This window comes from Paenibacillus sp. Negev47 (genome assembly GCF_058313655.1).
This window is the reverse complement of record NZ_CM177754.1, coordinates 1,091,806-1,114,288: the sequence shown is the minus strand read 5'-3', so window position 1 is coordinate 1,114,288 and position 22,483 is coordinate 1,091,806. Positions and strand designations below refer to the sequence as shown.

Annotated in this window: 21 protein-coding genes; 2 read left to right on the top strand and 19 right to left on the bottom strand. The window is 47.1% G+C overall.

The annotated features are described in order from the left end of the window. The first annotated feature begins 174 nt into the window (after nt 1-174). The gene (locus AC4G47_RS05105) at nt 175-1,206 is read left to right on the top strand and encodes a helix-turn-helix transcriptional regulator (RefSeq protein ID WP_491105071.1); all 1,032 of its coding nucleotides are present in this window, start codon (nt 175-177) and stop codon (nt 1,204-1,206) included. Between the two features lie 139 nt (nt 1,207-1,345). On the opposite strand, the gene AC4G47_RS05100 is transcribed toward AC4G47_RS05105, so the two are convergent. Beyond that, entirely contained in the window at nt 1,346-3,418 is a 2,073-nt protein-coding gene (locus AC4G47_RS05100; protein WP_491105070.1) for a beta-galactosidase, read from the bottom strand. 181 nt (nt 3,419-3,599) lie between these two features. Here AC4G47_RS05100 and AC4G47_RS05095 point away from each other — a divergent pair, with 181 nt between their 5' ends. Beyond that, nucleotides 3,600-4,451: a helix-turn-helix transcriptional regulator gene (locus AC4G47_RS05095; protein ID WP_491105068.1), complete on the top strand. Its 852-nt coding sequence runs from the start codon at nt 3,600-3,602 to the stop codon at nt 4,449-4,451. 79 nt (nt 4,452-4,530) lie between these two features. On the opposite strand, the gene AC4G47_RS05090 is transcribed toward AC4G47_RS05095, so the two are convergent. From AC4G47_RS05090 to AC4G47_RS05005, 18 genes are all read right to left on the bottom strand, one after another. Further along, entirely contained in the window at nt 4,531-4,764 is a 234-nt protein-coding gene (locus AC4G47_RS05090) for a helix-turn-helix domain-containing protein (RefSeq protein WP_491105066.1), read from the bottom strand. A gap of 9 nt (nt 4,765-4,773) precedes the next feature. Next, nucleotides 4,774-5,250: a DUF2975 domain-containing protein gene (locus tag AC4G47_RS05085; RefSeq protein WP_047841240.1), complete on the bottom strand. Its 477-nt coding sequence runs from the start codon at nt 5,248-5,250 to the stop codon at nt 4,774-4,776. A 205-nt stretch (nt 5,251-5,455) separates the two neighbouring features. Beyond that, nucleotides 5,456-5,791 carry a DUF3024 domain-containing protein gene (locus tag AC4G47_RS05080; RefSeq protein ID WP_169480557.1) on the bottom strand — a complete coding sequence of 112 codons (336 nt, stop codon included), beginning with the start codon at nt 5,789-5,791 and terminating at the stop codon, nt 5,456-5,458. A 43-nt stretch (nt 5,792-5,834) separates the two neighbouring features. Continuing rightward, a complete protein-coding gene (gene rpsN / locus AC4G47_RS05075; protein WP_036605831.1) occupies nt 5,835-6,104 on the bottom strand; it encodes a 30S ribosomal protein S14 in 270 nt (89 codons plus the stop codon). A gap of 280 nt (nt 6,105-6,384) precedes the next feature. After that, nucleotides 6,385-7,581: a GTP-binding protein gene (locus AC4G47_RS05070; RefSeq protein WP_491105065.1), complete on the bottom strand. Its 1,197-nt coding sequence runs from the start codon at nt 7,579-7,581 to the stop codon at nt 6,385-6,387. Between the two features lie 337 nt (nt 7,582-7,918). After that, on the bottom strand, nt 7,919-9,178 hold the full coding sequence (gene cntE / locus AC4G47_RS05065; RefSeq protein WP_491105064.1) for a staphylopine family metallophore export MFS transporter CntE: 1,260 nt from the start codon (nt 9,176-9,178) through the stop codon (nt 7,919-7,921). After that, nucleotides 9,175-10,368 carry a staphylopine family metallophore export MFS transporter CntE gene (gene cntE / locus AC4G47_RS05060; protein ID WP_491105062.1) on the bottom strand — a complete coding sequence of 398 codons (1,194 nt, stop codon included), beginning with the start codon at nt 10,366-10,368 and terminating at the stop codon, nt 9,175-9,177. The genes cntE (AC4G47_RS05065) and cntE (AC4G47_RS05060) overlap by 4 nt, the downstream gene beginning before the upstream one ends. 14 nt (nt 10,369-10,382) lie before the next feature. After that, on the bottom strand, nt 10,383-11,135 hold the full coding sequence (locus tag AC4G47_RS05055; protein WP_491105060.1) for an ABC transporter ATP-binding protein: 753 nt from the start codon (nt 11,133-11,135) through the stop codon (nt 10,383-10,385). Beyond that, nucleotides 11,136-11,945, bottom strand: coding sequence for a staphylopine uptake ABC transporter ATP-binding protein CntD (cntD, locus tag AC4G47_RS05050; RefSeq protein ID WP_458123926.1), 810 nt, complete (start codon nt 11,943-11,945; stop codon nt 11,136-11,138). Beyond that, complete coding sequence (cntC, locus tag AC4G47_RS05045) at nt 11,926-12,822, bottom strand: staphylopine uptake ABC transporter permease subunit CntC (RefSeq protein ID WP_491105058.1); 897 nt, start codon at nt 12,820-12,822, stop codon at nt 11,926-11,928. Before cntC ends, cntD begins: the two co-directional genes overlap by 20 nt. Further along, a complete protein-coding gene (gene opp1B / locus AC4G47_RS05040; RefSeq protein ID WP_458123928.1) occupies nt 12,822-13,754 on the bottom strand; it encodes a nickel/cobalt ABC transporter permease in 933 nt (310 codons plus the stop codon). The genes cntC and opp1B overlap by 1 nt, the downstream gene beginning before the upstream one ends. 128 nt (nt 13,755-13,882) lie before the next feature. Beyond that, a complete protein-coding gene (cntA, locus tag AC4G47_RS05035) occupies nt 13,883-15,511 on the bottom strand; it encodes a staphylopine-dependent metal ABC transporter substrate-binding lipoprotein (protein WP_491105055.1) in 1,629 nt (542 codons plus the stop codon). Nucleotides 15,512-15,769: 258 nt separating this feature from the next. Further along, the gene (locus AC4G47_RS05030; RefSeq protein ID WP_491105053.1) at nt 15,770-17,065 is read right to left on the bottom strand and encodes an opine metallophore biosynthesis dehydrogenase; all 1,296 of its coding nucleotides are present in this window, start codon (nt 17,063-17,065) and stop codon (nt 15,770-15,772) included. A gap of 46 nt (nt 17,066-17,111) precedes the next feature. Continuing rightward, complete coding sequence (locus AC4G47_RS05025) at nt 17,112-17,906, bottom strand: SAM-dependent methyltransferase (RefSeq protein ID WP_491105052.1); 795 nt, start codon at nt 17,904-17,906, stop codon at nt 17,112-17,114. Nucleotides 17,907-17,948: 42 nt separating this feature from the next. Further along, complete coding sequence (locus tag AC4G47_RS05020; RefSeq protein WP_458123932.1) at nt 17,949-18,809, bottom strand: histidine racemase CntK family protein; 861 nt, start codon at nt 18,807-18,809, stop codon at nt 17,949-17,951. Between the two features lie 326 nt (nt 18,810-19,135). Further along, complete coding sequence (locus AC4G47_RS05015) at nt 19,136-20,362, bottom strand: amidohydrolase (RefSeq protein ID WP_491105050.1); 1,227 nt, start codon at nt 20,360-20,362, stop codon at nt 19,136-19,138. A 38-nt stretch (nt 20,363-20,400) separates the two neighbouring features. Further along, nucleotides 20,401-21,459 carry an LLM class flavin-dependent oxidoreductase gene (locus AC4G47_RS05010; RefSeq protein ID WP_491105048.1) on the bottom strand — a complete coding sequence of 353 codons (1,059 nt, stop codon included), beginning with the start codon at nt 21,457-21,459 and terminating at the stop codon, nt 20,401-20,403. 129 nt (nt 21,460-21,588) lie between these two features. Further along, on the bottom strand, nt 21,589-22,461 hold the full coding sequence (locus AC4G47_RS05005; RefSeq protein WP_491105046.1) for a LysR family transcriptional regulator: 873 nt from the start codon (nt 22,459-22,461) through the stop codon (nt 21,589-21,591). Nucleotides 22,462-22,483 lie beyond the last annotated feature (22 nt).

The following is a 22,483-nucleotide window of genomic DNA, read 5'->3' as shown; positions in this document are numbered from 1 at the left end:
ACAAGACGATTAAAATGGGAAGGTGATTTCAATCACATTTAATTTTTGTTACCTGTCCTATGCGTTTCTTCCCTGTTCTCAAGTTTATGGCATCCCTCAATTAATGGTATAGTACAAGAAACATTCATAACAAAACCATAATTGCTCTATACCTTTGAAGGAGGATCTTCACTTATGACGGAGGAGCAATCCTACACAACGGAAGAAATATCCAAGCTGCTCAAAATATCGAAACTGACGGTCTATGACCTGATCAAGAAGGGAGACCTCGTCGCATACCGTGTGGGTAAACAAATGCGAATTGATAGAGCCGATCTGGAGGCATATAAACGTCGCTCCAAGCAACTCCAATCCCCAGGTCAACGCATCCCGACTCCAGATCAGACCTTAGCATCCGGGACTCAACCCGGTCATAGTGATTCCCAGGGGACTTCCCTACAATCAGCAACCCCCGCTGGATCTGCGCCAGCAATGTCTAGCCATGTAATGACAGGTACGCCACGGCATCTGGTCATTACTGGGCAGGATATCAGTCTGGATATTCTGATGCGACATATGGAGAAACATACACGGGACATTCGCCCGCTCCGCTCGTTCATGGGTAGTCTGGACGGGCTTATCTCGATGTATCGCGGGGAGTCCGACTTGGTCAGTACCCATCTGCTCGATGGAGATACCGGTGAATATAATTTGCCGTACATTCGCAAAATTTTGACGGGACGGTCTTATGTTGTGGTGAATCTGCTGTCACGACCTGCAGGATTGTATGTTGGGCGCGGCAATCCGCTTCATTTGCAAAATTGGAACGATCTCAACAAGCCTGAGCTGCGATTGGCTAACCGGGAGAAAGGTTCTGGCGCGCGAGTATTGCTGGATGAACAACTTCGGCTTAATGGAATTCCTGCTGCAGGTCTGATCGGATATGAAGCGGAAGAAACCAGTCACATGGGCGTGGCCGCCAAAGTCAGTTCGGGTGAAGCCGATGTCGGGGTTGGCATTGAAAAGGCTGCTAAACTTGTGGGACAGGTTGATTTTATCCCGCTCGTTCAGGAACGCTATGATCTGGTCATGCTGAGGAAGCAAGGCAATGAAGTCTGGACCGAATCGGTCCTGCGGATTCTACAATCGCCGGAGTTCAGGCAGGAACTGCAGTCATTCGAAGGATATGACGTATCCCGAACAGGCCACATTTTGTACGAAGCATAGTCATACAAAATACAGCCATGTCAATTCACGCTAAACGTATGTTGCATACGATGCATAATACAAAACGCCTTGCAATGGCTGCAAGGCGTTTTTGGTGGTTCATTCTATATATAACTCATTATATTGAAGAATAGGCTCCTCATTGCGGTAAATCGATCTCCAGGATGAATACACCATACGCCGACATGTTAATTTTATCCTGAACTGTTGTACCCGATAGTAACTCTTTTGTTTGCCTCTTAAGCTTAATGGGTACTTGTTGATCCGAGTAGTTGAGTAAAAATACATAAGCTTTATCCTTACCAGAACGGATACCAAGTTCAACTTCGGAAGGTACCTCTATCAGGTCATCCACTGGCGAAGATAACCCTATTTCATCCAGGAGAGCATCTACGACCGGTTCATTATAAGCCGCTCCATAATACCATACCTGCCCCTGACCTACCGCACGTTTGGTCAAAGCAGGACTCCCTGCATAGTATTCTGATGCATACTCGGCCATGACCTGCACGTCGGGATGCTCCACATGAAGTACTTCGTTAAATCCGGCCGTCAACGTTCCCTCCTGAAGTCGCTCACTCGCCCCATTCCATTGCAGCTCGGCTGCAGAAACGGTTCCTTTGATTAATGTAAAGTCCTCTACGGTTACACCACACAACTCAGCGACAGCCCCTGGGAATGGTCTCATATAACAATGCCCCTTGAGATCCTTATAACCGGTGCGAGCACCAAAAAACAGAGTCCCCCCTTGACTGACATAGGCTTGCAGAAGTTCTGCTGTCTCGTCTGTCATGATGGCCGGGTGAGCATAGATGATCACCTTATATTCGGATAACGCCTCAAGTGTTGTCGTTGGTTGCAATGTAACCAGATCCGTCGGAATATGAAGATACTGGAGCTGCTTATACCAGGAGCGTACGCTCTGTTGATGAAGCGGACCGTGCCACTCGTCCAACTCTCCATCCCAGATGTTATCGTAATCCTGTAGGATCGCAACATCAGCTTGATATGTAGTACCCGCAATAACGCGCCCTATTCTGGCAAACTCTTCACCCACTTGTGCAACCTCGCGAACTCTTCTGTTAGGTTGATTATGGTAGTCATTAATCCCATGCCAATACATCTCGGTTCCGAACGTTGCTGTCCGCCAGCGGAAGTATACAAGCAGATCCGTACCATGAAGAACGGATTGATATGACCATAATCGGATCTGTCCAGGTCTTGGCGTACCCATGCCGATACTATCTACCCAACCTCCTGGTCCAGACTGTTGTTCCATGACACAAAAATTCGGTGACATATTGCGTACGTTCGATAACTTCATGCTCCATGCCCGATCTTGCAATGAATTGTCGTCTGTCCCTGGAAAGATCGTGGCAAACTGCGGATATGAATCATAAGAGAAGAAATCCAACAGGTCTTCTGTCATTTCATGATTATCCAAGTGTCCGAACGTACCATTAGTCGTGATCCAATGTTCCGGATCCAGTTCCCGAATGATGTCCACCTGAAGCTTCGCAAATGAAATCGTATTGGCTGATATGAATCTCTTTTCATCCAATGCCAGATGAGGATTGGGGGATGGACTAACCATATTTCGGGTAAGGTGAACTTGCTCCCAGTCGGTATAGGTCTGACTCCAAAAAACGGTTCCCCATGCCTTGTTCAGATTCTCCAACGATTCATAACGATTCTTAAGCCATTCACGGAAGGCGACATGATCTGCCTCAGCGTAGAAAACATCCATATGACAATTGAATTCGTTATCGATCTGCCAGCCAATGACAGCCGGATGGTCTTTATAGGCAATCACCATATTGCGCACGATCTTTTCACATTGCTGTCTATAGATTGGACTGCTGTAGTTGGTATGGCGTCGCATGCCGTGTTGATACAATACCCCGTCCTTATTCGCATTCAATACTTCGGGATATTTGGATGTTAACCATGCTGGTGGAGTTGCAGTAGGTGTTCCCAAAATAACACTCAAACCATATTGATGCGCCAGATCCAGTGCCTTCTGGAAAAAACTAAAATCAAATTGGTCTTCTTCCGGTTCAAAGATGGACCATGCGAATTCAGCCATCCGAATAACTGTGATATTCATCTCTTTCATTCTACGGAAATCGTCCTCCCACAACGCTTCCGACCAATGCTCCGGGTAATAACAGACCCCCAGTTTCAATTCATCCATTTGGATTGATTTTGCCACTTTCAATTGCCCCCTTAACCTGCCATATTGCCTCCATTCTATTGGATACTTCACAGATAATAAATGACAAGATTATGCGACTTATAATAAAATATTGTCATTGTCTGAGATTCAAATAACAGTGGGCTTAATCTATTTCAGTTCACTACATCAAAATATTGCGTTCAAATGGAGGATGCACGTGAAAGAACACATCTTTCTCCCCAAGCCGGTTTTCCCCAGACATGTATGCTTTCCCGATTTTATTGGAGGGTACAGTGATTTTCCGAAGCATCATGTGAATCGGGAATATCAAACGAAAGATATCAACTTGGATCATTGCTATAACCTGCACCTTGTACTTGACGGTAAAGGATTCCTGGACACTGGAACCACTTGTTATGAGCTAACGCGTGGACAGGGATTCCTCTATGGTCCCGGTCTTAGACAAACCTACTATTCAGATTCGGATGAGCCTTGGAATATTCGTTGGATTCACTTTTACGGCGTTCGTCTCGAAGAGCTTTTAAATGGAAAAGGGGTTGACGAGCCATGGCTGTTTCAATGTTCCAACTTCCCGGTGATTACCAAGCTGATGGATCGATTACTGGAGCTAGGCAGAGGCTATCAAGTGGAAGACGAGCACAGCATGGCAGCAACACTATATGAGCTTCTGACCCGATTGCAATCCGCAGCGAGCCGGATTAATGTTTCGCTCAATCACACTTCAGAGCGAATTCGAGAAGCAGCGAATTATATTCGATCCCATAGTAACGAACACATCACACTTGACCACGCTGCCGGGATAGCCGGATACAGTACAACCTACTTTAGCCGAAAGTTCAGTCAAACGTTCGGAATCTCCTTCCCGGAATTCCTGATGGAATCCAGGTTATTACATGCGAAACAGCTGCTCGCGACAACCAACCTTTCCATTAAGCAAATTACGTTGGAAACGGGATTTTCACAGTCAAGCTACTTCATCCGATGTTTTAAAACTCAGGAAAACGTAACGCCTATGCAATTCCGGATGATACACAATCATTCGTTATAGGCACGGCACGTATTCCTTGATCAAGCTGACGCAAAAGAAGACTCTGCACATAACATGCAGAGTCTTCTTCGCTCATTTTTCATGAATGCTCGTTCGTGTCTTCGTCCTCGTCAGCCTTATATTCCAATATATCTCCAGGCTGACATTCCAGTGCTTTACAGATGGCATCCAGAGTGGATAAACGGATCGCTTTCGCTTTTCCTGTTTTTAATATGGAAATATTGGCGATTGTGATCTCAACTCTCTCTGCAAGCTCGGTAACCGTCATTTTCCGCTTTGCCAACATCACATCAATATTGATTATAATGGCCATATATTCACCTCAGACCACTAGGTCATTTTCTGATTTGATATCAATCGCTTCCTGTAACAATCTTTGGAGCACCGCGGAAAACACTGCAATGACCAATGAAGCAAAAATAGGAACCATTCCCATAAGAATGAGGCCTGGGGCATCATCTTTCTCTGCTACAACATAAACAAATGGCAACATTACAAAATAAAGACTACTGATTACAATAGCACAATATTTTATTGTTTTTAAGGATTTCACCGACATTAGGGAGAACGCTTCATTCTTGTCGATATAGCTCAGCAGACGGAATGCCTGGTACAGTGCAACGATAAACGGAATAACTGACACATACATAATAATCACTATGGGGTATAGTGCACCTGCATAATTCGGATTCACCGGATTGTTCGCTAACCAGGGAATGCCGAATATACATAAGGCAAGAATGGGAACACCAATAAGCAACACAGCCAATTTTAAAAAGATAGTTGTACCTCGCTTCACAAAAAGCACCTCACTTGTTTTAAGTGATATGAATTTATCATATTATTTATCGTTTTACAATAAATTTTTATTGCAAAACAGATTTTTTTTATTCTTTCACCCATTAAGAACAGATAACGCAAAAATCCCCCCCTCTTTGCTTCAGTTCTGCTTGGACACAAAAAAAGCCCAAAGATAGTCATTGAATGGCTATCTTTGAACTCGCTCACGTACGCCAGAACAGCCCGGCCTCATCCCGTTCAACCTGCTCGAGCACATTCTCAAAATCGGAACAAGGTGTAATAACATCTACCGGATTCCAGCTGCTCTGTTCATCTCTGGCATACACTTTCCACTGATTTTCTTCCCAGTAAAATCGGGCTATGTGCATCTTGTCCCATTGATACCGTTCCTCGGCAGGTCTTTCTTCGGTCAGGATCAGTTCATTGTCATTCATCTCATACGTCAACTTCACCATCGTACGCAGTGGCGCAGGAACCTTCTCATGAATATAGCCATTCATCACCGACTGAATTCTTCGTAACGTAAACGAGTCCAGCATGAAGATGCACATCCTTTCAGCAAAATACCATCCCTTGATCATTTTACCAACTGGATTTTGTTACGCCTGGAATCTGACCTTGATGAGCCAGTTCTCTGAACTTAATTCGAGATACCTTGAACTTGCGTAGATAGCCCCGCGGGCGACCTGTCACTTCACAACGGTTCTTCAAACGAGTTGGAGATGCATTCCGGGGCAATTTCTGTAATGCTTCATAATCCCCTTTTTCCTTCAGCTCCCGGCGCAGATCCGCATATTTTGCCACGATCGCCTGACGTTGCTTCTCACGTACCACTTTAGATTTTTTAGCCATGAATGACAGCTCCTTTATCCATTGAATTTATTTTATTTATCTATATAAATTGAACTAAAGAATATTTACACTGCACACTCCGATGACAGAACAACCTTCCGATCACTGTTATCCCCAGATTTTTTGATTCCTTTTATAAAGGGTAAATCCGGGGATAAAGGCGAACGCTCCGCTTCTTCAGGTCCTTTCTGTCCTCTCCGTTTTGTGTAGATGTTTATTTCAATTTATATAGATGTGCTTATATAGCGTTACTCCAAATTCAGAACCATCAATTTCCGAGTTAAACGGCTTCCACAGGCCATGGCAGTGGATTGTCGAAATGGCCCCAGTCAGCCAGCATTTCTTCATCACTAAGCAGGCACTGGTCCAGCTCATCTTCAATGCTCGCACGTTCCATTTCGATCCCGATCATGACAAGCTCCGTCTGACGATCTCCCCACTGGGCATCCCATTTCTCCAGAACATCCGGTTCGTTACGTAAAATCTCTTCTTTGTCCGCTTCCGGCAACGCCGCTACCCAATGTCCCGCAGGACCGAACTGAATGGACGGCCCTGCCTGACTGAGGCTTGCAGCAACATCCCCTTCAGCCGCGAGCCATACCAATCCTTTGGCACGTACTACTTCTTCCGGCCAGTAACTCATGAACTCAGCTAGACGAGAAGGATGGAATGGCTTTCTGCGGCGATAGACGAAGGAACCAATGCCATATTCCTCGGTTTCCGGTGTATGCGACTCCTTCTCCAGCTCCTGAATCCATCCAGCGGACATGCTCACTTTCTCAAAATCAAAGCGATTCGTATTCAGAATCTCAGACGGGTTCACCTGTCCATTCTCGGTCCGAATGATCTTGGCGTTTGGCTGTAACTTGCGGATGATGCCTTCGAGCTTGTTCAGCTCGGTGTCATCGACCAGATCACATTTGTTCAGCAGCAGTACATCACAGGTTTCGATCTGATCGATCAACAAGTCTACGACGTCACGGGTGTCCTCATCTCCGGTAGCCTGATTACGATCCAGAAGACTCTGTCCTGATCCAAAATCATGCCAGAATCGATTGGCATCCACCACCGTTACCAGACAATCCAATCGGGCCAGGCGAGTCAGATCAATACCCGACTCCTCATCGGCGTATGTAAAGGTCTGTGCAACTGGAACAGGTTCACTGATGCCGGTGGATTCGATCAAAATATAGTCATACTTGCCTTCGTTCACCAGCTTCTCAATCTCTTGCATCAGATCATCCCGCAAGGTGCAGCAGATACAACCGTTCGACAACTCCACCAACTTCTCTTCGGTTCGAGACAAGGTTGCCTCCCCCTTGACCAGCGCAGCATCAATGTTCACCTCACTCATGTCGTTGACGATCACCGCAACTTTGAGCCCCTGTCTGTTGTTCAACACATGATTCAAAACCGTCGTTTTCCCTGAACCGAGGTAACCACTCAGTACGGTTACCGGAACTTGCTTTTGTGTCATAGATCTCTACTCCTTATATTTGCAGTCTGTGTAACCCAGACCTTAATAGTAATTATTACGATTAATAACAATGACTATAATCCTGTTAGACGGTCGTTGTCAAACTTTTTTTTGATTTTCTACCTGCAAAAAACAAAAAAAGGCTGATGACCTCCCCTCGCACTTTCGCATCCTGAGGATACGTTTTGGCAAGAAGTGAGTCATAAACCTCCTCTGTAAATATCGTAATACATGCTGGATGGGCTGGACAGCGGACTATATCAATATAAACTCAAAGTACGCCTGTACCGCGACCGATTCAACACAGCTATATAGATTGAACTGAACAAAAAAGGAATCAAGAAAATGAGCTGGACTTATTGCCCGCTTCCATCCGTTGCCTGAAAACGACCACCAGAATCATCGTCGCAATAGAGAGCAACGTGCAGATCATAAACATGGTCGAATAAGAACTCACCTGCACAATAAGCCCCATCGCCAGTCCACCCAGAGAGAATCCAAGGTCATACGAGGACATGAAGATCCCCATGAGTACATATCTGGAATCCGCAGGCAGCACAAAAGACAGATATGTGGTTAATGTCGGGTACAACAATGCCAGGGCAAAACCGCTGAACACCGCGGAGAGATACACCAATGGCCCGATGATCTCCATCAGGCTGAGCAACTGGGTTCCCAGTGCAGCACACAGCATTAATCCTGCCATCAGCCAGGTATTCCAGCTACCGTCGGACGGAATTTTTTTACGCAAAATAAACCTGCACAGGATTACAACCAATCCCTGAATTGTCAGAAATACGCCTGCACTCGCCATGCCGGTGGATACCATATACAGGGGAAGAAAGGTCGCTGTTGCCCCAAAGACGCAGGACGCAAACAGCATCACCACACTGCTAATCAGCAGTGGCGTACTGCGCCAGATGCCGCCGAATGAACGCAACATGTCGCCTAGTGTATACGATTTGTTCTGCACGGTACTCCGGGGCAGATCCACATTATACCCAATCAGAAGTGGCAGAGCCGCCAGTCCGATCATCAGCAGCGTAAACGCCAGATCACTGGCATTTTCCCAGATTTGTATGGCAAGGATCGGAATAACCAGAGAAGGAACCATCGTAAACAGGGTGTACATGGACAACCCTTGTGCCCGGTCCTTGTCCTCCAGCTTTTCCACAATGCCTGCCTGCATGGTCATGGAGAAAAAGGCCGTAGCTACCCCTTGCAGGGCCCGTAACCACAGATACGTCTCCACACCAAAAACAACAAACAGCAGCAGCGTGCCCGCATGCAAAAGCAATAGCCATTGCATTACACGAAGCGGCCCATGCTTACCCAGCAGCTGCGCTGCAAAAGGTCTCAAGAGCATACAGGTGAACATATATGCCCCCATCATCAGACCAATCTCAGCCTGATTTAATCCAACGGCCTCACTTCTCAGAGGCAGAATAATCGTCAAAGCTGAATTTGCCGCAAAAAATAAAAAGGCCAGCATATAAAACCGGATAAACGAAAAGGATACCGGATTTAATTTTCCATTAGATGTTGCCGTCATTGAAGACTTCAAACGTTCGTCACCACTTTCTCTTCTGGCAGTCAACTCACAGATGTACCTGTCACGGGTCTTCGCCGTTCATAGGCAAAAACGATCATTACCGCTCCTAGGATAGCACACATCATGTACATAAATGAATAGGAAGAGAAGTCAGCGACGGGTCCCATAATCACACCACCCAGAGAAATACCCAGATCAGCCATCGCGATAAATAACCCGATCAGGACGTTCCGGTTCAGCTTAGGCAACACAAAAGACAAATAGGTCGTGAGCGTCGGATACAGGATGGCTTGAGCAATGCCCATGAATATAGCCCCGACATAGAAAAAGACTACGCCCCCTGTCACCGAAAAACTCACACATTGAGCAGCAACGGCCAGAAGAAACATGGTTCCCATGATAAAAGGAGAATGCCATCTCCCATCGGAAGGAATCCTTTTCCGGAGCATGATTCGAGCCAGTACAACCGTCCCGGCCTGAAGCATCAGATACACACCCGCATTCCCATTCGGTACTTGGCTCGCATACAGCGGAATAAAGGTTGTAATTGCACCAAATACAACGGAAGCAGCAAGCATCAATACACTGCATCGAAACAGAAACGGATTTTTCACCAACTGAGCAAAGGATTCCCACATACTCACGTTCTGCTCCGAAAGATTCTCAGCAGGTTGCTCCTTGCTTGGTTCCATTTTGGCGGTATATCCGAAGACGCCCGTACAGACGGCAATGCCGATCAGAACCACTGTAAAATAATCCATGCCACCCGTCTGCCAGATTCCTAACGCGATAACAGGCCCCACGATCCCTGGTATATAACTGAACAGCGAATAATACGAAATTCCCTGTGACCGATCTTTCTCCGGAAGTGCATCAATAATGCCAATCTGCAAGGCCATGGAGAAGAACGCTGTGGATACACCCTGCAAAATACGAGCAACCAAATAACCTCCGAGTCCCGTAAAGGTATATAAAATCAGCGCAAATCCATTGATGATCAGAATCAGACGCAATATTTTGATCGGACCGTGCTTTTGAATAATCCGACCTGCCCATGGTCTGAAAAACATGGTTGTGAACATATAAGCGCCCATGATCAGTCCAATTGTTGTACCGCTCGCACCCAAAGACTCCCCTTGCAATGGGATCATCACGTTAAGAATAGCATTAGCACTGAAATAAAGAAGAACCAGTATGTACAAGCGCAGAAAAGGCCAAGACATCGCTCCACTCACAATGGGTGTTCCCCCTAAAATGTAATTAAATGCTTCAATAATTTCTTCGCATAGTCTGACTGAACATCCTTCAGCTGCTCAATAGGAACGATCTCTTCAATCTGACCCTCTCTGAAAATGATAACCCTGTCACAGATATAGGCTGCCGCCTGTATATCATGCGTGATAAAGACGTAGCTCAGCTGGTAGATTTCCTTAAGCTCTTTCAACAATTGCAGCACCTGAATCTGAACAGACACGTCCAGTGAGCTAATCGCTTCATCGAACACGATGCATTTGGGGGCGGTGGAGATGGCCCTGGCAATGCACACTCTCTGGGCCTCCCCGCCGGATAGTTCATGTGGATATTTGGATCTATAGGAAGGGTCCAGTCCAACTTGGTTCAGCAACAGATCCACCTTATCTGAGTTGCCCTGACCCTTTCGCAGCTTTTGCTGCGCTTGCATAGGTTCCATAATGGCAGCTTCCACGGTAAGAAACGGATTGATGGAGGACGTATAATTTTGAAAAACGGCGCTGAGGTTACCCATCCGTACACGTCGATCCTGTACGTCTTTACCATCCAGCGAGATCCTCCCATGATCCGGCCGTTCAATACCCAGAATCAGACGGCCCAACGTCGATTTGCCGCTTCCGCTTTCACCGATGATGCCCAGACATTCACCATGCCGGCATTCAAAGGTAACCTGATTCAAAACCTGTTGTCTGTGCTTGGAGAACAGTCCGCCTTGGTTATATGATTTGTAAATACCTTCCACCTTTAGCATCTATAAGTCCTCCTGCATCAACGCCTTAAAATGATTGCTCAGCTCCAATCGGGTAGAGACCAGATACTGCGTATAGGCATGCCCCGGATTGGTCAAAACAGAATGCATACTACCGCGCTCGACGATCTTGCCGTCTTTCATGACCATCACGTCATCTGCAATCTTCTGAACGACGCCGAGATCATGGGAGATGAACATCATGGAACAGCCCATGCGTTCGCGTAATTGAATCAATTGCTCCACCACTTCATATTGGGAGATCGTATCCAGTGCCGTTGTCGGCTCATCCGCAATAATCAGATCGGGCTCAAGCACCAATGCCAGGGCAATCATGATTCGTTGCAGCATCCCACCGGACAGCTGATGTGGATATTGATTTAGAATCTCGCGCGGATGTCTGAGCATGACGCTTTCCATGGCATTGATGATTTTCCGCTCAATCTCGCGGGTGTTCCAGCCAAAATGCTGCTGAAGCGTCTCCCGAATATGGACACCAATGACACAGGAGGGATCAAATGCACTCATGCCATTCTGCAAAATCATACACAGATGCTTGCCCCGCTTACGCCGCATCTCCGGTTCCGAAAGTTGGTTCAGGTCTTCTCCCTGAAATAACATCGTGCCCGATTGGCGAATCCATGGCTTGTTCAGTCGCATGATGGCCCTGCACGTGACGGACTTGCCACTTCCACTTTCCCCCACGATAGCCATACAGCTTCCCTGCTTGACTTCGAATGAACTGTTATGAATGATCACTTTACCTGTATTGGTGTCCCATACTTTCAAATTTTCAACCTCGACTATATTCATAAGCGGTCTTTCTCACCTCACTTTCGTAAGACTTGTCAGACTTACCTTGAGAGGTCATCAATTTGGGGTCCAGAGCCACTTGAAGGGCATCCGATAGAAAATTAAAAGCAGACACCACCACCACAATGGCCAGGCCTGGTGCCAACATCAATTCAGGTCTGGAGAACATGACTTCCCTCGCCTCATTTAACATCATCCCCCACTCCGCATGCGGAGCCTGAATACCAAGCCCCAGAAAGGAAAGACCGGAGATCTGCAACATCATCGAACACATGGAGCCACTGGCTATGACGGCAATATCAGCAAAGGTAACGGGAACAATATGTTTGGTTATGATTCTCAGATTGGGCGTGCCGGAAGCTTTGGCGAATTTCACATAATCCATATCGGAGAATTGCATCACAGATGTTCGAATAACGCGGGCAAACCACGCCCATTTCATCCACACAAAGGCAATCAAAATATTCTCCAGTCCTGCACCCAAAATGCCGACCACCGCAAGTGTCATCACATATCCGGGGAAAGACAGCATAATGTCACAAACTCTCATGATCCATGCATCCACTTTTCCCTTGAAGTAACCCGCGACGAATCCAACTATAGCCCCAATCAGAACAGAAAGGCTTAGCGCAACCAGAACCCATAACACACTTGGACGGATACCATAGATAAGCCGGGATAATACACATCTGCCCAGATGATCATTGCCTAATAGATAATCCCAGGACGAGGAGGCATAACGAAGTTTCATATTCACTTGCCCAGGGTCATGTGGTGCAATTAAAGGGGCCAGAACGCCCGCCATAATTGTGAAGATAATCACCACCAAGGAGGTCATGGCAAGCTTGTCTTTGCTCAGATTTTTCAATATTCGCATCAGAATTCCTTTCTCAGACGGGGATTCATCGCCGCATTAATGATGTCGGATAGTGTGTTAAACAATACAAAGGTTACAGCCAACATCAGAACATACGCCTGAATAATCGGAAAATCCCTGCTTAAAATGGATTTCACGCTGAGCCTTCCGAGTCCCGGCCAGGCAAATACATTTTCGATGACCACCGTACTGCCTAGCACAATCGGAATCGCCATGCAAAAGATGGACACGGCCACCTGTAATGAATTTCTTAGAATATGCAGGGTAACTTTCTTTTCGCTCAGACCGCTTGCCCTTGCATATAATACATAGTCCTCATTCATATTGCTCAGCATGGAACTTCGAACCGTTCGGAAGTAAATGCCTGTATAACTCACCGTGATTACGATCACCGGTAGAATGTAGCTTCGATACGAGTCCATGCCACTGGTAGGTAACAGGTCCAGCTTGACGGAAAAATACCAGATCATAAGGGCTGCAAGCCAGTAGGACGGCATGGCCGTAAGGAAAAAGGAAATGCCTCTGACCGATCGATCCAACAGCTTGCCTTCTCTCATGGCACAGATCACACCCAGCAGAATGGACAGCGCAATAATGAATACCGACGAAACAAGCGTTAACTTCAATGTGTTCATAAAAGCTGGCCCCATCAATGACCATACGGGTTCACCAGATACATAAGAGTTGCCGAAATCCAACTGCACAACAGCCATGATCCAGTTTACATACTGGATCATGAACGGCTGATCGAACCCCAATGCCTTGTTGGTCTGGGCAATTAATTCCTCCGTGATCTGTGGAACTTCCTGTGCCTGTAACACAACAACCGCCGGGTCCAAGGGAGAAAGATTAATCAGAACGAACGTTATAAATGAAATAATAATCAGTAAAGGGATGGCTAACAGAATCCTTTTGACAATATAACTTCCCATATCCATCTCCGCTCTATTTAAAATTCATTTGTTGAAATTAATTTCATAATACCTTCAGCTGCTTCAATCAGGGCTAGATATAGATCAAAACGATTCAATTTGTCTATATCTAGCTACAAAAATCCATTTTAATGAGTTATGAAATTCATTTGATCAAATGGCAGTTCATATTGGGTCTGCTTGAATGAGATTCCATCGAGATTCTCAGGAGCGACTACGGTGACACGCCCGTTGGTAATCGGAATGAACAACGCTTCATCATGGACGATCTTCATAATGTCGGCATACAGGGATTGGCGTGATATCTCATCCGTGGAAACCATGACCGCATCGATTTTCTGGTACAGTTCATCTGCTTCGGCAATTCCGCTTGTCGTATGTTTGTATGCCGAATCTGACGTAAATGCCGCAATGGTACTCTGTGGATCATAGGCCAGTCCCCAGGTTTGATTAAAGAGCAGATCATATTCCCCGGTAGCTCTCCGATTCGCAATGGAAGTGGACTCTTCGCCCAAGATTTCAAGCTGAATCCCCAATTCTTTCATGGAATACTGGATCAATTCGGCCTGTATTTTCTGTGAAGAAGAGTTGCTGTCATAGTATAAGTTCATGGCTAAAGGCTGACCGTTCTTCGTTCTCACCACTTCACCGTCTGCCAATGTCCAGCCAGCTTGGTCCAGAAGATTTTTAGCCAATTCCGGATTATACTCCCGTTTCTTAAGGTCCACCTTGGCGTAATTGACATTGGCTGAAAATAACGTGTCCGCTACAGTCTGCGTTCCGTTGAAAATATCTTTACTGATCGTTTCTCGATCAATGCCAACCCATAGCGCTTCCCGGACTGCCGTTTCCTGAACCGGACTATTCTGGCGACTGCTATTGGCTACGATCATATTCGTATTCATCGCTTCACTTCGAACCACTTGATAACCACCGGATTCAGCCAATTGGTCCATGGCTTCGACATCGATACTGTCTGCTCCCCGGTCATCGGTGAACACGAAGTTGATCTCTCCCTTTTGCAATGCCAGGAATGTCGTTTCGCCAGCCGGAAGAATCTTGGATGTGATTTTCTTGATTGCAGGTGCACCACCCCAATAGTCTTCATTGGCTTCAAACGTGGCATTCTCTTCGACTTTATGAGCAGTAAGCTTGTAAGGTCCTGTGCCGTGGAAACCACTTACCCCGTCTTTGGTTCCGCCATCCTTGAAATCCTTGGGTGATATAAAGACGTAAGGTCTTGTCATGGACAATTCCACCAGTGCCGGATAATAGGCTTCAGACAGCGTCAACTCCACGGTATGCTCATCGATAACTTTTACACTCGTGATCTTGGTAGACAGCTTGATCCAAGCGTGTTTTTCGGCATTGGCCTGGACTGCATCGATATTTTGTTTAACCGCCTCTGCGTTGAACGGCTCTCCATCATGGAATTTCACATCTTGTCGCAGAAGAAAGGTATAGGTCTTGCCATCCTCCGAGATGTCCCATGATTCAGCCAGTAATGGCTTGATCCCGTCAGGCGTGTTTTCCACCAGAGACTCATATACCATCCCTTGCGCAGGCATGGAACCTGTGTACAGATGGGGATTCATATCATTGATATCCTTGGCAGAAGCATAGATAAGTTCAGTTTGTACCTGGCTATTGGCAGGCTCCGTTTGTGCGTCCCCTTTTGGGCTCTGTCCGCATCCGGCGAGCAGCGCAATGGCAGACACCAGCAATAGTATGGATGTAAAAGTAAGACCCTTTTTCACAACATTTCCTCCTGATGAGCAAATTAAATTCAAACTTTACACAAGACCACTACGTGGTCAGAACAACCTTCCGATCGCTGTTATCCCCAGATTTTTTTCGATTCTCTTTTCCAAAGAGAAAATCCGGGGATAGCATATGCTTCCGAAGTAGCTTTCTTTCAGAAAGCTTTTAGGCGACCGCTCCGCTTCTTCAGATTGATTCTGCACTCTTCGTTACGATGTAAACATCAGGTTCAACTTGATTAATTTGAGATGTAATTAGACCCTTGAAAGTCCGGTGCAGATCATGCGGATATCTTCGTCAAAGGATTGGATCACAAAGGCATCGGACAAGCGCTGATCCGGGTGTGCGTCAGCTACTTCCTGAATCTTCGCCTCATACCTGGCGATGAATTGATCAATAGTTGGACAGCTCACATCGAGATGTCTGGCAATGCCCTGAATGATTTTGATGCGGTAGTAATCTTCCTTGGGCATACGGGGAATATCCAGCTCCCCTTCGCGGTTCATGAACGTTTTACGGAATGGAACTGCTGAAAAGTCGAAATATTTCCCTTCGGAGTCGGGTTCCGAGAATGGATCAATCAATAATGAGGTGTACCTTATGTATAATAAATACTCTTGATGAATGACCTGCAGCTGATTGAAACTCTCGATATCCTGACGTGATAAACTCTCTAATCGAACCGGATAGTTGTCATCCGTCATGAATTGAAGCAGGTTGACTCCCTGAATATCAAGTCGGTCCGTAATATTCATAATCTCCTGCCACTGTGCCCTCATTTCCCGTATCAAAACCTGTGTAATCGGACCTTCAGGATACATCTTGTATACGTATTGCTGAATATCCGAAGCTCCAAAGATGGCCTCTAATGAGAAGTCATTCATGAACAAGGGCGGATGCACGTACAACGAGATATTTCTCGTTTCCGCCTCCAGTGGGGATCGCATCACATCCAGCGCAACACCCAAACGCTCATAAACTTGGCGTAGCTTGCTCACCTGTTCAGACGGATAACAAGTGGAACCGATAAAGACCTTTTTCTTGACCCCAGTAGTAATCACATGATTCGACGGATGTTCGTGCATCCAACGGGTATCCCCAAGGTAGGTAGAGAAACTGATCACTTCCGGCTCTGCATTCCGCTCTCTCATGTAATGGGTCACGAGTCGATTCGACCCGAACGTTGGAGAAACCAAAATGATACATTTCAGTTGTTTAATGAATTCATTTTTCATTTGTTCCAATACATTGATATAAGCATCCGTTGTTACAGCCAAAATGAGTGTGTCCCACTCACCATCAATGGTGTCATATCCCTTGAACACATGATCAACATAACACTCACCTGCGAGTGGCTGATGCTTCTCATTTTGAATGCTGACCTGAATACGTTGATTGCTCTCTTCAAGGGCTGCAAATATCGATGCTGAACGAACCGATTGTCTCCCCGCAATGCCTATGCAGCAATTGAGATGATCTTTGAGCGTTACCGCAAGCTGAATGGATGCAGGTCCGGTTCCGAGTATTAGAATTCGCTGAAGAATGCTCATGTAATCCTCCTTTATTCAAAGTTCAACTTCGACTTTTCTTGCATGCCTATGCTTTCTGGTACAATGCAATATCGAATACATCATCCGGGCGCAGGATCTTGTCCACCAGCTTCCACTTGCTGCTATCCGTCTCTCTCATGGGATAATTGAACAAGGACTTTAACTGGTCACCATATCTCATGGCTACAACCACCTCTGCATTCGTCAGGGCATGCAGTTGATCAAGCAGCTCATATTTTGGGGCTACGGTAGAGCTGAAAATAATATGGGTTGCTTCCCTTGTGTAATCCAAATTCTCCAGCAATGTTGACTCCAAACGAATCTTCAAGCCTGCGCCCAGCGTCTCCACCACTTTTTGCCCAAGTGTGATGGATTCTTCATCAATATCGATCCCGACAACCTGTGCACCTGTTCGCTTGGCGATAAGTAATGGGGTCATAGGGAATGAACCGGAGCCTACCAGTAATACTTTGGAATCGGAGGTAACATGGAAGCTGCCAAATTCTTTATCGATGCACTCTTCTATGTTTTTGAAATAATCGGCAATCTGCACATCCCCGTTCTCTAACTTCAATGCACGATATTTCTCCATGATCGCCACACACAGGGCTGATTTATTTCTTAATTCCCATACAAGCGTATCCAGCTCTTCGAGCTCCGACTGCTCTAACTGTTCCCAGGCTGCCTTATTCTCCTGATCGGTCACAAAGCGGGAGTAGTCATTGATCACAGCCTCCAGCTCCGAACTATGCTGAATTGTATGATCATACCTGCTTGCGAGCTTATCGAATTTCTCTGCAAACTCACTCAAACATGTCTGAAAATGGACCAATGTGATCATTTCTTTTCCCCCTGTATGTTGTTGTTGTCATGGCCATGAATCTCATGCATTCACACCACTCCATTCCATTGGAGCGTCTATGAAGGCTTTGCCCTGAGCCACGATGCCAACCGATCCTTCAATCGTAATGCTCCCAAGTTCTGTACCATCCCACTCGGCCACCACTTTAATCGCACCACCAGGCTGCTTGATGTACTGAGTAATTCCTCTCTGCTGGCTCCATGCGAGATAGGCCCCCACGGAGGCCGTACCCGAACCGCACCCTCTCTCCCAGATCAGACTATCCAGCTCCGGAACATAGATGAGTGGGGCCATTTCTTCCAAGTGCGATTGATATAACAAGATACCGATCAGCTTATCTCCCAGGGTTAATCCCAGTAATCTTGCAAGGGTCTGTGCCCTCTTCTTCATCGTATCGTCGAAGTCATCGACTTCAATCACGATATGGATGAACTCGGCGTACCGGATGATCACCATATCGAGCTCTATGCCTTCGTATCGGATTGTTCGTTGTTCGATCTGCTTCGGAACCGGCATGGTTACCTGGCAGTCGTATTCGTTCTGCTGCTTCTTCACGTGGCACATGATCAATTGATCGGTTCCGGAAACCTCCAGCATGATGTCCATAGACTCCTGTTGATTCAGCCCTGCTTCAGATGCGAGTTGTGCTGCAAGTGCCATGCAAGCATTGCCACAGAACTCGCCTCCGGCCATTTCCAGATGGGCAGCGGCTTCTGGTCTCCTCGTTCGTTCAATGAATCCCACTTGCTCAGCGTAAACGTTATCATACGACATTAAGCGTGTAGCAATATGACTGTATTGCTCGGCTGCATGATCCGTTTTAACCAGAATCGTCATGTTTTGGGTGGGACTGAACTTGATAAAATCAATCTCCTGTTTCATCGCAGCGGCTGCTCCTGTCCTTATTATTAAGATTACGATGGTATACTTTCCCTTACAAATACTAATAGTAATGATTACGATTATCAACCGAGAAAAATATAGCACATCCTTTTGGGGATCGTCAACAAATATTTCCATTTAAATCAGACTGCACCTCATTGGGCCCTTCACTTCTCCTCCTGTAAGAAAACCCAAACAGAGCTGACGCTTATGCGCCAGCCCTAGCCAATATCACACGTTTGATCTGATTCAATAAATACGAAAAACGGTTGCCGCAGAACGGAACCGTTTCGATCTGGATATGATCCAGGGATTCAAAGCATCCCTCACTCTTGATGTGCTTGCACATTGTGCAGTGCCTGCTCAGCCAGTGCAGCCAGAAGATGTGCTCCCAGCGGCAGAGCCCGTTCATCCACATCAAAGCCAGGGTGATGCCACTCATGTGGGCCAGAGGTGCCCAGGAAGAGGAACAGGCCGGGAACTTCTTTTTGATAAAAAGAAAAGTCCTCACCTGCCGGAGAAGGCAGCGGTCTAACACTGTTCAATCCAATCTCACTTGCAACTTGCTCCGCCGCAGATGCGAGAGACTCATCGTTGACCACGGCAGGTGGTCCCTGAATCCAGCGAACTGTAGCCCGTGTGCCATAAGCTGCCGCCACACCAGCGACTACCTGATTGAAACGCTCTCGAATCCGTGCACGCACTTTCTCATCAAAGGTACGCACCGTACCATCGAGTATCGCTTCATCGGGAATGACGTTCCAGGCTGTACCGCTGTGGAGCTTGGTGACGCTGATTACGGCACTCTCCTGTGCTCCTACATTACGGCTCACAATCGCCTGTAGAGCCGTAACGATATGTGCGGCAACCACAATCGGATCAATGCCGGCTTCAGGCACGGCTGCATGGGTGCCTACACCTTCCACTTTGACAACAAAACCGTCTGCTGCTGCCATCAATGCGCCTTCCCGAATGCCCACTGTACCTACTTGGAGATCAGGCTTGTTATGCAACCCGAATACCGCCCGAACATCGGACAATACACCACTCTCGATCACTTGGCGTGCACCCGTTGCTTTTTCCTCCGACGGCTGGAATATCAACCGTACTTTTCCCGGCAGACTGGACTCACGCTGTTTCAACAATCGTGCAGCACCAATCAGAATAGCGGTGTGTGCGTCATGTCCACAGGCATGCATTTTCCCAGCCACCTGGGAGGCAAATTCCAGCTTCGTCTCTTCCTGAATGGGCAGCGCATCAATATCGGCTCTTAGGGCAACAACAGGGCCGTCCCCTTGACCCACTTCAGCGACAACCCCTGTCCGCAGCGCATATTCGTCTGCAATACGAACGCCTTCCTCTTCCAGCCAACTGCGGATGGCTGCCGTCGTCTCCCTTTCCTCGCCAGACAATTCAGGGTTACGATGCAGGTGTCGCCGAATAGTGATTAAACGTTCCGCGAATTCTTCCGCCCGTTCACCGTGAAGTTCATGCTCGGGGCCCTGTACTTGTTGCTCAGCCTGCTGCTTGGGCTGTTCCAGATCACTTTTCATCACATGGCCTCCCATTCGTATATATTTACTGTCTACTTCTATCCGATTGCTGCTTCTTCCTTGGATTCCAGTACAAATTCACTTAGTCCCTGCTCTGCCAGAATCTCACGCAACAATTCGAATGAACGAATTCGCTTGGTAAAGTCCCGTGTAGCTGTCGTCACAATGAACTCTTCCACAGCAAAATCCTGCTGGAACTTCAGCAGCGCCTGACCTACGCTTTCCTTCGTACCCCGGGTCACACTTGGCTCCAGAATCTCGATCCGATAGGTTTCGTTCGATTGACGTCCGAATTCTTCCGCCTGTTCCACAGAACCGACAGTCAGCACCTTCCCACTCTCCAGATGGATCTTCACCAGCATATGCTCGCTCGCAAGTCCTTCCGCTTCTTCCTCACTCTCGGCCACAATCAACGATATGGCTAGTGCGGCGTAAGGCTCTCGTCCCTGGGAACGATCGAATTGTTCACGATATACACGGATGGCTTGCAGCGCTACCTCTATATTACTGTTAATGAACAGTGAAAAGACATATGGAAGTCCCAGTTCCGCAGCCATGCCCGCACTATCGACACTTGCTCCAAGTACGTACAGTTCCGCTGGAATGTCGGACACAGGCGAAGCGCTGAGACCTGCAAGTGGATGCGATTGATCTTCAAGCGGTTCATTGTGGATGTATCGTTTCACCTGAACAATTTTCTCTTGAAGAGATGCGGCTTCCTGAATACCTTCCTGCAACGCCTGTGTCGAACGTGGTAACCCGCCTGGTGCACGACCGATTCCCAGGTCAACTCTTCCTGGTCCGAGCGCTGCGAGTATATTGAAATTCTCGGCGACTTTGTATGGACTGTAATGCTGAAGCATTACTCCGCCGGACCCCAGACGAATCCGCTTCGTATGCGCAAGCAAGTGGGAGATGAGTACCTCTGGGGAGGAACCTGCAACATGCCCTGAATCATGGTGCTCCGATACCCAGAACCGATGGAATCCCAGCTGCTCTGCCCGCTGTGCCAGATCAATCGTATGTCGAAAAGCATCCACTGCCGTTTCCCCTTCATAGATCGGGGTCTGATCCAAAATGCCAACACGAATACTCATATCCTTCTCCTCCTTGATTGTGCTGAACCACTGTTCTTGAATCACTATTAAGTTGAACTGGAGATGCTTCTTCAGATTGGTTCTGCACTCTCCGTTTTGGTGTAAAAGTCAGATTCAACGTTAGACGCTCTATAACTTCCGCAGCAGTTCCCCGAAGGGCTCTGCCAATGGCGAATATTCTTCCTTTAACGTGACGACGCTGATCTGCAACGATACACCAGCCACCTCATGTACCTGAATGGGGAACAACTCCTGATTCTGCACTTCCTTCTTCACCGTGAGTCCCGGGAGAAAGGCAATGCCTGCCCCTTGCATAACCAGTTTCTTCGCCGTCTCCGAATTATCGACATGGTATGTAATATTCGGCGGATGTTCCAGCGAGTCGAAAGCCCGGTGAATGCGAAGCCAGTCCAGTGAACCACATTCGAAAAAGACCAGTTGCTCATTCCGGATGGCTTCCATGCTGACATGCCCGCTCTCAATGAATGGATGCCCTTTGTACACATAGAGCTGGATTGGATCTTCATAAAAAGCAACCGTACGGATCGCAGGGTGCATGACCTTGCGCACAAAAGCAAGATCGATCTCCTGACCAAGCAGTTTGGCAATCAGCTGATCCGTCGTTGCTGTCGTCAATTTGATATTAATTTCGGGGTAAGCATCCTTGATCTTGGGTAGAAAATCGGGAATGACATAATTGGATACCGACACTGTGCTGCCGAGCCGGAGAGCATCCAGTGTTGTCCGGCGCTGCTGAATCTTCTGCTTGCCCTTCTGAATCACTTGCAGCACTTGCTGCGCATACGGCAGGAATTTCCGACCTTCTTCTGTCAGCACGATTTGCTTGCCAAGCCGATCAAACAACTTGCAGCCCAGCTCCCTTTCCAGTGACTGAATGCGAGCTGTGACCGAAGGTTGGGACAAGAAGAGTACTTCGGCAGCCTTATTGAAGCTTCCATAATGATTGATATATACAAATGCTTCAATATTCTCGATATTCATGAGCGCCTCCGTATCCACGTCC